Source organism: Acinetobacter stercoris (genome assembly GCF_900323515.1).
In the GTDB taxonomy this organism is placed as follows: domain Bacteria; phylum Pseudomonadota; class Gammaproteobacteria; order Pseudomonadales; family Moraxellaceae; genus Acinetobacter; species Acinetobacter stercoris.
This window is the reverse complement of record NZ_OOGT01000109.1, coordinates 1-12,872: the sequence shown is the minus strand read 5'-3', so window position 1 is coordinate 12,872 and position 12,872 is coordinate 1. Positions and strand designations below refer to the sequence as shown.

At 38.6% G+C, this 12,872-nt stretch carries 9 protein-coding genes and 1 pseudogene; 7 read left to right on the top strand and 3 right to left on the bottom strand.

The genetic code is table 11. The features are described from left to right. Positions 1-91 precede the first annotated feature (91 nt). From KPC_RS11850 to KPC_RS11830, 5 genes are all read left to right on the top strand, one after another. Positions 92-523 carry a DoxX family protein gene (locus KPC_RS11850; RefSeq protein ID WP_121974585.1) on the top strand — a complete coding sequence of 144 codons (432 nt, stop codon included), beginning with the start codon at positions 92-94 and terminating at the stop codon, positions 521-523. After that, positions 520-1,617 (top strand): efflux RND transporter periplasmic adaptor subunit, encoded by a 1,098-nt coding sequence (locus KPC_RS11845; RefSeq protein WP_121974584.1) that lies wholly within the window; start codon positions 520-522, stop codon positions 1,615-1,617. The genes KPC_RS11850 and KPC_RS11845 overlap by 4 nt, the downstream gene beginning before the upstream one ends. After that, positions 1,617-4,694 (top strand): MexW/MexI family multidrug efflux RND transporter permease subunit, encoded by a 3,078-nt coding sequence (locus KPC_RS11840; RefSeq protein WP_121974583.1) that lies wholly within the window; start codon positions 1,617-1,619, stop codon positions 4,692-4,694. The genes KPC_RS11845 and KPC_RS11840 overlap by 1 nt, the downstream gene beginning before the upstream one ends. Before the next feature lie 95 nt (positions 4,695-4,789). Further along, positions 4,790-6,184 carry an AdeC/AdeK/OprM family multidrug efflux complex outer membrane factor gene (gene adeC / locus KPC_RS11835; protein WP_121974582.1) on the top strand — a complete coding sequence of 465 codons (1,395 nt, stop codon included), beginning with the start codon at positions 4,790-4,792 and terminating at the stop codon, positions 6,182-6,184. Positions 6,185-6,654: 470 nt separating this feature from the next. Further along, the gene (locus KPC_RS11830) at positions 6,655-7,377 is read left to right on the top strand and encodes a pirin family protein (protein ID WP_121974581.1); all 723 of its coding nucleotides are present in this window, start codon (positions 6,655-6,657) and stop codon (positions 7,375-7,377) included. A gap of 132 nt (positions 7,378-7,509) precedes the next feature. On the opposite strand, the gene KPC_RS11825 is transcribed toward KPC_RS11830, so the two are convergent. From KPC_RS11825 to efp, 3 genes are all read right to left on the bottom strand, one after another. Then, positions 7,510-7,815, bottom strand: coding sequence for a YbdD/YjiX family protein (locus KPC_RS11825; RefSeq protein ID WP_171334481.1), 306 nt, complete (start codon positions 7,813-7,815; stop codon positions 7,510-7,512). A gap of 9 nt (positions 7,816-7,824) precedes the next feature. Further along, complete coding sequence (locus KPC_RS11820) at positions 7,825-9,927, bottom strand: carbon starvation CstA family protein (RefSeq protein WP_121974579.1); 2,103 nt, start codon at positions 9,925-9,927, stop codon at positions 7,825-7,827. 181 nt (positions 9,928-10,108) lie between these two features. Continuing rightward, positions 10,109-10,678 carry an elongation factor P gene (efp, locus tag KPC_RS11815; protein ID WP_121974578.1) on the bottom strand — a complete coding sequence of 190 codons (570 nt, stop codon included), beginning with the start codon at positions 10,676-10,678 and terminating at the stop codon, positions 10,109-10,111. Positions 10,679-11,063: 385 nt separating this feature from the next. Between efp and epmB the strand changes: the two genes are divergently transcribed. Then, the gene (gene epmB / locus KPC_RS11810; protein ID WP_121974577.1) at positions 11,064-12,080 is read left to right on the top strand and encodes an EF-P beta-lysylation protein EpmB; all 1,017 of its coding nucleotides are present in this window, start codon (positions 11,064-11,066) and stop codon (positions 12,078-12,080) included. 14 nt (positions 12,081-12,094) lie between these two features. Continuing rightward, positions 12,095-12,872, top strand: a pseudogene (locus KPC_RS11805) (GTPase); the annotation flags it as partial.

Below are 12,872 nucleotides of genomic sequence, written 5' to 3'. Positions count from 1 at the left end.
AAAGTTAACTTGAGCTTTTAGAATTATAATTATTTAGCTAGCTATGTATTTTTCCAGTTTATAGTCTAGTTATTCATAAGGATATCAGACCATGCACACAATGATTTTAAAAGTATTATCAATAGATAGAACTTGGACAGTCGCCAGAAGCCTTGTTGCTATTGTGTTTATCTTTTCTGGTTTCATGAAGTTACTTCTTGTTGAAAACAGTTTCAAGGCAATGGGATCACTTGGATTATCTCCAGAATGGTTTTTTAGCTATAGCAGTGCTGCCATTTTCTTATTTAGCTCATTTCTCATTTTATTTGATAAAGCTCTTTGGTTAGGAGCTGCTCTACTGAGTATTTCATTAATTCTGAATATTATTTTTTCCTTTGCTTTCCCGAACACGCACGACTCACCAGTACTAACGATTATGTATAGCACTCTTGGCCATCTATCTTTAATCGGAGGATTGCTCGCCACGTCTATTTGTAGCGCGTTGAAAAAACAGATACAGCATCATATGGAATTTATCGCATGAAAAGAAAACTCATTACTTTATTAGGAATTATTGCTGTAATTTTAGTTTTTACATATCTAGCGTATAAACTGCTCAATAAATCATCGCAGCCTACAGCCTACCCTCCTGCAAAAGTTGCATTAGCTAAAGTTGTTGAAACATCTCAAAACCATGTCTTAACAGCAGTTGGTGAATTAGAAGCTGCAAAACAGGTTCAGGTTGCTTCTGAAATTGCAGGACAAGTCCGTTCAATTTATTTTCAATCAGGTCAATTTGTTCATGCTGGTCAGTTATTGATTCAACTCAATGATGAAACGGAACAAGGTGAATTAGCACAACTCCGAGCCAAACTTAAACTCAATGAAGCTGTTTATCAGAGAGCCAGTGATCTGGTCAAAATAAATGCTGTGTCTAAAGAAGAGGCTGATAATGCTTTGGCAAATCGCGATATGACTTTAGGACAAATTCAAGAGTTAAAGGCCCGTATTTTGCAAAAAAATATCAAGGCACCTTTTTCTGGGCATATCGGTATTCGTCATGTACATCAAGGTCAATACTTGAAAGTTGGAGAACCTATCGTAAATCTGGTCGATACACAGCATCTATTAGTCAATTTCAATCTGGATGAACGTGTTGCACCTAGCATCAAAATCGGTCAAATCCTGCTAACACAGTTTGATGCCTTTCCTGACGAAAAATTTAATGCCCGCGTAACAGCGATTGATCCTCTCATTTCAAAATCAAGGACTGTTCAGATTCAAGCCCAGTTAGATAATTTTCAAAGTAAATTAAAAGCAGGCATGTTCGCCAATATCATATTAAAAGAAGAATCACCGACTCAAGTACAACTGATCCCGGAAACAGCAGTAACTTACACTGCCTATGGGGAAAGCGTTTACATCGCCATACAAAAACAAAATCAACTGATTGCTCAGCGAGTAAAAGTCACAACAGGCGAAAGAAATAATGGCATGGTTGAAGTCTCAGGTCTAAAACCAACTGATCAAGTGGTCACTTCTGGGCAAATAAAACTGAGTGACGGCGCCCCGATTGCCATCGTAAAACAGGACACTCTAGCAAAATCACCAACTCCTGACCAACAGGAGATGAAGTAATGAGATTTACAGACTTATTTGTTAAAAGACCTGTATTATCGATGGTTGTAAGCACCTTGATTTTCTTGTTTGGTCTTTTTGCTTTTAATAATTTACCCGTCAGGCAATATCCTCTTCTTGAAAGTTCAAGTATTACCATCACGACAGAATACCCAGGTGCGAGCGCCGAATTGATGCAGGGATTTGTCACCCAACCTATTTCTCAATCTGTTTCATCTGTGGAAGGGATTGATTATATCTCCTCTTCAACAGTTCAAGGCCGGAGTACCATCACCATACGGATGGAGTTGAATAGTGATTCAACCCAGGCATTGACTGAGGTCATGGCAAAGGTAAATCAGGTTCGTTATAAGTTGCCTGAAAAAGCCTATGACCCTGTGATTGAAAGATCCTCTGGTGAGTCAACGGATGTTGCTTATATCGGTTTTTCAACTCAGGATAAAAAAAATATCGCTGAACTGACGGATTATTTATCCCGTGTCGTTGAACCTATGCTGACAACGATCGAGGGCGTTGCAAAAGTCCAGACTTATGGTGGGCAGCGCTTATCCATGAGAATCTGGCTAGATACCAATCGTATGGCTGGTCGTGGAATTACCGCAAATGATATTGCCGATGCCATTCGTAAAAATAATTATCAAGCCGCACCAGGTAAAATGAAAGGTGAATATATTGTTTCCAATATCAATGTGTCCACTGATCTCATTAGTGTGAGTGATTTTAAAAATCTGGTCATACGAAATGATGGTGATAATCTTATTCAACTTAAAGATGTCGCCACTGTGGAGCTTGGAGCTGCCTCTTTAGAAACCAGTGCGACCATGAATGGGCAACCTGCAGTATTCCTGGGTTTACAAGCGACCCCAAAAGGAAATCCCCTAGTTATAATTGATGGTATCAAGAAATTCTTACCTGAAATTAAAAAGACCCTCCCTCCAGGCACGACAGTTGACCTAGCCTATGAAACTGCACGTTTTATTGATGCCTCTATTAATGAGGTAATCCATACTTTTGCTGAAGCCTTGGTCATTGTTATTTTGGTGATCTATCTCTGCTTAGGCTCATTTCGCAGTGTCATTATTCCCATAGTCACCATTCCATTATCATTGATGGGTGCTACGGCTATCATGATGCTTTGTGGATTCAGTATTAACTTACTCACACTACTGGCGATGGTTCTTGCCATTGGTTTGGTGGTCGATGATGCTATCGTTGTCGTTGAAAATGTACATCGTCATATTGAAGAAGGAAAATCCCCTGTTCAAGCCGCTTTAATAGGTGCTCGTGAAGTAGCAGGCCCTGTAATTGCCATGACCATTACTCTGGCGGCAGTCTATGCTCCGATTGGTTTAATGGGTGGACTTACTGGTTCCTTATTTAAAGAATTTGCATTTACCTTAGCAGGTTCAGTCATCGTGTCAGGAATTATTGCCTTAACACTTTCTCCTGTAATGAGTTCTTTCTTACTCGATTCGAAAATAAATGAAGGAAGAATGGCGCGCCTGTCAGAAAACTTTTTTCATAAACTCACAACTGTTTATCGTAAAGTTCTAGGATTTAGTCTACATCATCGCTGGATTACTATTGTTTTTGCTGTAACCGTATTGATCAGTCTGCCATTTTTATACTGGCTTCCACAAAAAGAACTATCTCCAACTGAAGATCAGGCAATTGTTTTTACTTCAATCAAATCGCCTCAGTATGCCAATCTAAATTATGCTGAAAAATTCAATTTAAAACTGGATCAGATTTTCTGGAGTATTCCTGAAACTGAGGTGTCATGGATTATTAATGGTACGGATGGCCCTGCAAACAGTTTTGGAGGAACCAACTTAAAACGTTGGGAGAATCGTGCAAAATCAGCAGATAGTGTGCAACAGGAGCTCCAAAGTAAAGTATCTGAGGTAGAAGGTAATAATGTTTTTGCTTTTCAACTGCCTGCTTTACCTGGTTCAACAGGTGGCTTACCAGTACAAATGGTGCTACGTAGTGCTCAGGATCACAACAGTGTTTACCAACAAATGGAAAGCATCAAACAAAAAGCACGTGAAAGTGGACTTTTTGTCGTTGTAGATAGTGATCTGGACTATAACAATCCCGTTTTAAAAATCAAGGTCAATCGAGAAAAAGCCAATAGCTTGGGCATTCGCATGCAGGATATCGCGGATTCTATTTCAACACTGGTCGGAGAAAATTATATTAACCGTTATTCTTATGAAGGACGTTCATACGATGTAATCCCACAGAGTATCAAAGAACAACGTTTAAGCCCGGAAATGTTGGCACAACAATTTGTCAAAACTGAAAAAGGTGACTTGATTCCGCTCTCTACTGTTGTTGACTCAAGTATCGCTGTTGAGCCTAATTATCTTACCCAGTTTAACCAACAAAACTCCTCCACTTTTCAGGCGATTCCCGCACCAGGCGTTTCGATTGGACAAGCAGTTGATTATCTAGAGAATATTGTAAGAGAACTGCCAAATGGATTTAGCTACGACTGGCAAGCTGATGCACGACAATTCACCCACGAAGGTAATACTTTAGTCTTTGCATTTATTGCAGCATTAATCATGATTTATCTGGTTCTCGCTGCACAATATGAAAGTACGATTGATCCTCTGATTATTTTAATTACGGTTCCATTGTCTATTTGTGGGGCTTTGATTCCACTTGCATTTGGGTTATCCAGTATCAACATCTATACCCAGATCGGTTTGGTCACTTTGATTGGTTTGATCAGTAAGCACGGGATATTAATGGTTGAATTTGCAAATGAGTTACAGGTACATAAAAACCTGAATCGTCTGGATGCCATACTTGAAGCTGCACAAATCCGATTACGCCCTATTCTCATGACAACTGCGGCGATGGTTTTTGGCTTGATCCCTCTATTATTTGCAGCGGGTGCAGGTGCAAAAAGCCGATTCGGCTTAGGTTTAGTGATCGTTTGCGGCATGATTATTGGAACAATATTCACATTATTTGTTTTACCGACCATTTATAGCTTTTTGGCAAGAGATCACGGAACACTATCTCAAACCAAACGCTATAAAGAGCTTCAACAATTTAATGACTAATCATATGGATGGCTTACGACCTAATCTGTGAGCCATCACATTTCCGGCTTAGCACTCACTTATGTAAATAAAATGATGAAAAATAAGGTGATCATATGTCCAATATTAATCTTGTTAAAAACACCCTTTCGTTTTTTACTTTGCCTTTTGTATTATCTGCTTGTGTCAATTTGCAAAGCCCTGAGCCAGCAGAGCATGCAAATATCCCCCTAAGTTTTTACTCTTCAACAAATGGGCAATCCATAGCTCAACAAAGCTATAAAACATTTATCTCTGATCAGCGACTATTACAAGTGATTCAACTTGCTCTAGACAATAATCGTGATCTTCGTACAGCAGTACTCAATATTCAAAAAGCTCAACAACAATACCAGATTACTCAAAATGATCAGCTACCCAATATTGGCGTTAGTGCAAGTGTTATTCGAGAAATTGACTCATTTAAAAATCCGAATAACCCGTATTCTACCTATCAAGTGGGGGTAGGATTTACTGATTACGAGCTAGACCTGTGGGGAAGATTAAAAAGTTTAAAGGACTCCGCCTTAAATCAGTATCTGGCAACGCAAAATAATCGTGATGCAGTCCAGATCAGTCTTATCGCACAAGTTTCCAATGCTTGGTTAAATTATGCACTTGCATCAGCACAGTTAAAGCTCGCAGAACAAACAGTCCAAACTCAGTTACAAAGCTATGAAATGATCAAAAAACGTTTCAAGGCAGGAGTAGACAATGAGCTCCCTCTCCATCAAAGTGAAATATTACTAGAAACTTCGCGTAACGATGTTGCAAATTTCAAAACACAAATATTACAAGCTGAAAATTTACTAAATCTACTGGTGGGACAGCAAGTTCCAAAAAATCTACTCTCAGATCAGAGCATTGCCAGCATAAGTAATGAAACAGTATTTACTACAGGTTTACCAAGTGACTTATTAAATAATCGTCCAGATCTAAAAGCTGCCCAATACCAGCTAAGAGCAGCAGGAGCAAATATCGGTGTAGCCAAAGCACGATTGTTTCCAAACATCACCTTAACGGCAACAACAGGTTTTGCATCTACACAGCTTAAAGAGCTGTTTAATGCTCAAAGTTTTTCCTGGTCTATTGGTCCAAGTCTGGATTTGCCTATCTGGGATTGGGGAACACGAAAAGCGGGTGTGAAAATTTCTGAAATTGAACAGCAGACAGCTCTTGCACAGTATGAAAAAACCATTCAAACCGCATTTCGTGAAGTTAATGATGCCCTAGCGACAAAAATGTTTATCTCTGATCGGATTTCCGCTCAAGAACGCTTAGTAAAATCAACTTATCGTTCTTTTCAACTTTCTCAAAATAGATTTAAATCAGGTTTAGACAGTTATTTAGCCGTTTTGGATTCTGAGCGTTCAACTTACGCTGCTAAGCAAAACCTACTTGTTCTGCAACAGGCTAAATTAAATAATCAAATAGAACTATATAAATCCCTTGGTGGCGGATTAGAGCATTGAGTATTTTTTGAAATTCTAAAATATTTCAATATATAAATGCGATAGTTTTTATACAATTAGCAGAACATCGTGATCTCGTTCAAACAAAGTTTGAAGACCCTGTTGAGGACAAATCAATTGATATATTCTCAATAATTTTTAAACAATAAGTTCTGNGGATTAAATACATACATAGAACTTAATCTGAACAAAACTAACAAATTATTTATTAAATATTTAAATAAAATAACTTAAAATTTTACGGCTAACCCATTTTGTACCAACTCAACATTTTTTCATCGTCTACAACGACTCATTTGTTATTTTATCTAAAGCAAGGCAATAATTTTGTTTGGAAAATATATCTATGCTTTTTGTCATGGTACATCGTTCCATAAATCATACCAAGCTTTCTATTTTCATGGATTATTCATCAATATAACTTTCGATAAACTAAGCCCCATAGCAAAAAATTAATAAGGAGAGTTACCATGTTTGATATGCGTTTATCCCAAGATCGTGGCGCTGCACATCATGGTTGGTTACAATCACGTCATACCTTCTCGTTCGCAGATTACTGGGATCCAAAACAAGTCGGCTTTTCAGATCTGTTAGTCATCAATGATGATACTGTTGCTCCTTCAAAAGGTTTTGGCACGCATCCTCATCGTAATATGGAAATTATTTCCTATGTACTTGAAGGTGCACTTGAACATAAAGACTCAATGGGCACCGGTTCCGTGATTATCCCTGGCGACATTCAGCTTATGAGCGCTGGCACTGGTGTAGCACATAGTGAATTCAACCACTCATCACAGGAAAATGTTCACTTTTTACAAATCTGGGTTGTTCCAAATCAAACCAATACCACCCCAAGTTATCAACAAATACATATCTCTCCAGAAGATAAACGGGGTAAATTGCATTTGATGATCTCAGCAACTGGCGGTGAAAAAACTTTATCTATTAAACAAGACATTAATATTTATGCTGGTCTTTTTAATGGTGATGAAACAGCTGAATTTGCAATTCCTACAGGTCGCTATGTTTATTTACATGTTGCCAAAGGCAGTATCAATGTAAATGGAACTACCTTCAATACAGGTGACGCAGCTCGTATTCGTGACGGTGGTCACTTGTCATTTAGTCAGGGTAATGATGCAGAAATCCTACTTTTTGATATGCGTCCTGAAGAAATTCCAAGTATGCCTTAATTTTAATATGATGAAAGCCTCTTTGTTATAAGGGGCTTTTTAATACTAAAAATAAATAAAATATCCATGTGTTCACATTAATCCTGCAATAAAAAGGCGTACCGGAGTACGCCTTTTATGCATTTAACCTGCTTAGCAAGGACATTTTTTTAATGTCCCACCCGCACTTGGATAACGGGAGTCCACACAATAACGGTAGAAAGTCTTGGGATCCATCGGAGTCAGATCAGGATGATGCGACTTCATATGTTCAAGATAAGTTTGATAATCAGGAACCCCAACCATTAAACGGAAGCTTTGCTGTAAACGCTGCCAAAGTGTGGCTATCCTTGACCAGTTTTTAGGAGACAAAATCAGATGTTTTTGTGATTTGATTGTCATCTTGATAATGTTGTAAATAACCGATTTTCCATTTTTTGCAAATTTAAGTTCCATCAGACTTTCCTCTTAATGTTGCTTACTTACAGCAGTCACTTCATCTGGATCAGCATATACTGCCTCAGCTTCTTTAACTGTTGGTGTTTTACTTGCAAGTGCACGGCGAACCACTCCAAATGAAGCAATAATCATCACGATTAACACAATCATAAAGAAGCCACATAGTGCCGCATTGATCTGGTTTGATAATACAATCGTTTGCATTTCAGCAATTGATTTCGCAGGTTTTAAAATTTCTCCATGTGCAATTGCATCGGAAAATTTGTTTGCTTGCGCCAAGAAACCGATTTTAGGGTTTTCATGGAAAATCTTTTGCCAGCCTGCTGTCATTGCTGTAATAACAAGGAAGATTGTCGGGATGATGGTTACCCATACATATTTTTCTTTTTTCATCTTGAATAAAATGACAGTACCTAATGTCAATGCCATCGCAGCCAAGATCTGGTTACCAATACCAAATAACGGCCATAAGCTGTTAATACCACCAAGCGGATCAACTACACCTTGATAGACAAAATAGCCCCATAATGAAACTGAAACCAGTGTACCAAGCATATTACCAAAGAAATTATGAGAAGCTTTTACTGCTGGAATTACAACACCAACCGTATCCTGAACCATAAAACGGCAAGCACGAGTACCTGCATCTACTGCGGTTAAAATGAATAATGCTTCAAATAAAATTGCAAAATGATACCAGAAGGACATCATCGCACGACTATCAAAAATCTCGGAAATGATATGTGCCATACCAATAGCAAAGGTTGGTGCACCACCTGTTCGAGATAAAATAGTGTTCTCACCGACTTCCTGTGCCAACAATGTCAACATTTCAGGAGTGACCACAAAACCTAGGTTTCTAACTGCTTCAGACGCAGTTTCTACCGTTGTTCCCAATACTGCGGCTGGGGCATTGATTGCAAAATAGACACCTGGATCAAGTACTGTTGCACAGATCATTGCCATAACGCCAACAAATGATTCTGTTAACATACCACCATAACCAATCATACGGGTATGCACTTCATTTTCAACAAGCTTCGGTGTCGTTCCAGAAGATACTAAAGCATGGAAACCTGAAATTGCACCACAAGCAATCGTGATGAAAAGGAATGGGAATAGTGAACCCGCAAATACCGGACCTGTACCATCAATAAAATGAGTCACTGAAGGCATTTTCAACATTGGCATAGCGATGACAATACCAATAGCCAAACCGACAATCACCCCTATTTTAAGGAATGTAGACAAATAGTCACGTGGTGCCAGTAACAGCCATACTGGTAAAACTGAAGCAATAAAGCCATAGATCACCAGACACCAGGTCAATTGTGTTCCCGTTAAGGTAAAGAATGGTCCCCAGTACGGATCCTGAGCAATATGCCCACCATAAACAATACCAAGCATCATTAACACAAAGCCGATAATCGAAACTTCTGCAATTTTTCCAGGGCGGATAAATCGCATATAAATTCCCATAAAGAGTGCAATTGGAATAGTAGCTGCAATACTAAATACACCCCATGGACTATTGGTTAAGGCTTTCACGACTACAAGTGCCAAAACAGCAAGAATGATCACCATCACACCAAGTGCACCGAGCATGACGATCACACCAGCAAAAGAACCGAGTTCGTCTTTTGCCATTTCACCCAATGATTTACCATCACGTCGTGTGGAAATGAACAATACAAGAAAATCCTGCACCGCTCCTGCCAACACCACACCGACTAATAACCAGATCGTACCAGGCAGATAACCCATCTGAGCAGCTAAAATAGGTCCTACCAGCGGTCCCGCACCAGCAATTGCAGCGAAATGATGCCCAAATAATACATATTTATTGGTCGGAACATAGTCCAAACCGTCAGCAAGCCGTTTGGCAGGTGTCAGGCGACGCGAATCTAATCCAAATACTTTATTTGCTATGAATAAACTATAGAAACGATAAGCAATGCTATAAACACACACAGCCGCAAGAACTAACCAGACAGCGTTAACATGCTCACCCCTGCTTACGGCGAGTATCCCGAATGATACAGCCCCTACAATTGCAACAATCGCCCATATCAGTTTGGATATTGGCGAGGATTTTGTCTGAATGTTTTCCATTAATACCTCACATTTTGATTGACTAAAGCAGTTCCTTTTTCTTATCTACTCGCAATGCATTTCCATGTGACTTAAATCACAAATGACTCTACTCCTCATCTTTTTATTTTCATCTAATACTTTGGCATAAAAAAAGGGATGATTTTCACCATCCCTTCGATAATAGTCTATTTTTAGACCATTATGCACGTTCTAGATAATCGCCTGTGCGAGTATCTACACGAACGCTTTCTTCTTGTTGTACGAATAATGGAACGCGTACAACTGCACCTGTTTCAAGTTTAGCTGGTTTACCGCCACCGCCAGAAGTATCACCACGTACACCTGGATCAGTTTCAACGATTTTTAATACCACGAAGTTAGGAGCACTTACTGTCAAAGGCACACCATTGAACAACATGATTGTACATGTTTCATTTGAATCGTCTTTTAACCATTTCGCTGCATCGCCCATTGCAGTTTTGTCTGCAGCAATCTGTTCAAAGCTTTCTGGATCCATGAAATGCCACATTTCACCATCGTTATACAAGTAGTTCATTTCTACTTCTACGATGTCAGCACCTTCCAAAGAATCACCTGATTTAAAAGTTTTTTCTAAAACTTTACCTGTTTTAAGGTTACGTAATTTTACACGGTTAAAAGCTTGACCTTTACCTGGTTTTACGTATTCATTTTCCATGATTGAACACGGGTTGCCATCAAGCATGACCTTCAAGCCTTGCTTAAAGTCATTTGTAGAATAATTGGCCATGTCTGGCACACTCCAAACTTACTAACTTAAATCAATTAATGCAGTGAGTCTTTCGACAGCTATTACATTAAAACAATAAACATTTATCAATGCAGTCGATGCATCAGAATCCGCTCTATTGTAAATGAGCAAGACATCTTGAAGCAACGTAAAATAATTCATCCAGAAATGAATTATAATTTGATTTGTGAGCATCTGGATAAAAATGAGTAATTTATATCCAATATTCACAATGTAGCAAAATTGCACATATAAGGTTTGACTTGACAATTATCTATGTATTGTCTAGCTTCTCGCCTGTTTTACAGCATGAGTCTTAATGACTCGACAATTTCAAACTGTCAACTGGCTGTAAACCCTACTCACCTTATGATTCACTTGTGGCATGATAAACTATTTATATCAAGAGCAAAACTGGCAGTCTCAGCTCAGCAACCTGATCACTGACCCTCAAGAACTGTTAAATGTGCTGGATCTATCTCAGGATCAACTTTTGTCTGGTGCCATACTGGCATCTGAACAATTCAAATTACGTGTACCCCGGGCTTTTGTAAATAAAATGCAATCTGGTAATGCACTTGATCCATTATTATTACAAGTTTTACCGCATCATCTCGAATTAGAAGAACATACAGGTTTTGTAACAGACCCTCTTGGTGAGGAAGCAGCCAACCAGCTTCCCGGAGTATTGCATAAGTATAAATCCAGATTTTTACTTACATTAACTGGTGCATGTGCCATACATTGTAGATATTGTTTTCGACGCCATTTTCCATACCAAGAAAACCTTCCTAAAAATGAAGACTGGCTAAATATAAAACAATATTTAGAACATCAGCCTGATGTCAATGAAGTGATTTTAAGTGGTGGAGATCCATTAACTTTATCCAACCGGAAATTGGCACTCTGGATAGAACGCCTAGAATCTCTCGAACAAATTAAAATACTGAGAATTCACTCACGAGTTCCTATCGTTATCCCTGAAAGACTTGATGAAGACCTCATTTCTTTATTAAAAAACAGTAGGCTACGCATTATTCTAGTGGTACACTCCAACCATGCTCAAGAGCTTGATGCACACACCTGTAGTAAACTTTTTCGTTTAGTATCTGAAAATATTACTGTACTCAATCAAGCAGTTTTACTTAAAGGTGTGAATGATTCAGCACAGGCACTCATTGATCTTAGTTACCGTTTATTTGATGCACGCGTCATGCCTTACTATTTACATGTACTAGACAAAGTAAAGGGGGCACATCACTTTGATTTGGAAGCTGATCAAATAGATAAAATCTATACTGAAGTTCTTGCAAGTTTACCTGGTTATTTGGTTCCAAAGCTGGTACGGGAAATAGCAGGAGAGAAAAATAAAACTCCCCTTTATGGGAATCCCACTCTATAGAGTATATTTTAGGCATGACCAATAAAGAAATTACAGAAGCTTTTCAACATCCGAGACAGTTGACGCGAGAAACCCTGAGTTTCGCTGCACCTAACGTAAATGCTGTAAGCACCTGGGCACTTTCTTTATCTATCATGCCTCTAGGCGATGCCTCACGTGCCATATTAAATGCCCTACTTGAATTATCAGAACTTCAATGTACCGAGACCTTGAGGTTTGATTTAATCCAGGCTTTGCATCCCAATATTGAGAATATTCTAACAAGCCTCGAAAAATTCTTTTTCAATCAGAGCCTCATTCATTCTGATCGTAACGAGCATATTATTGAACTAGGTTTGAACATTCGAGGTTACTTTATTTGTATCTATCTCGATATTGTACGACGGAGCGATGAGCAATTATCGCAGACAAAATTTACACTGCTGTCACTTATTCAGAAAAAACATCTAAAAACTGCCCGTTTGCTTTCAACATACTATGCTCTACAACAATTGAGTGGCCTGCTTTATAAGCAGCAAATGCTTTATACCAGTGCCATTACACAACAATGGATTATTATTCATTCCCTTTATGATCTAGCGTTTAAAAACAACGAGGCATTCGTCAATATAAATTTAATTCAAGGTACACATTATTCTTTAAATAATATCTATCAGGTCTATGCCCAGCTATTATTGCTGGATATCTTTAACACCAATCAAATTCGTCCAGATGAAATTCAGGCGCTTTACCAATGCAGTTTTGACTGGGCAAAGATGATTCAGATTACCCCTAAAGAGACCTCTTTATCCC

What these genes read in the sequence shown, in the direction of transcription:
- KPC_RS11850 (WP_121974585.1), top strand. Translation starts at nt 92, where the DNA reads ATGCACACAATGATTTTAAAAGTATTATCAATAGATAGAACTTGGACA.
- KPC_RS11845 (WP_121974584.1), top strand. Translation starts at nt 520, where the DNA reads ATGAAAAGAAAACTCATTACTTTATTAGGAATTATTGCTGTAATTTTA.
- KPC_RS11840 (WP_121974583.1), top strand. Translation starts at nt 1,617, where the DNA reads ATGAGATTTACAGACTTATTTGTTAAAAGACCTGTATTATCGATGGTT.
- adeC (WP_121974582.1), top strand. Translation starts at nt 4,790, where the DNA reads ATGTCCAATATTAATCTTGTTAAAAACACCCTTTCGTTTTTTACTTTG.
- KPC_RS11830 (WP_121974581.1), top strand. Translation starts at nt 6,655, where the DNA reads ATGTTTGATATGCGTTTATCCCAAGATCGTGGCGCTGCACATCATGGT.
- KPC_RS11820 (WP_121974579.1), bottom strand. Translation starts at nt 9,927, where the DNA reads ATGGAAAACATTCAGACAAAATCCTCGCCAATATCCAAACTGATATGG.
- efp (WP_121974578.1), bottom strand. Translation starts at nt 10,678, where the DNA reads ATGGCCAATTATTCTACAAATGACTTTAAGCAAGGCTTGAAGGTCATG.
- epmB (WP_121974577.1), top strand. Translation starts at nt 11,064, where the DNA reads ATGATAAACTATTTATATCAAGAGCAAAACTGGCAGTCTCAGCTCAGC.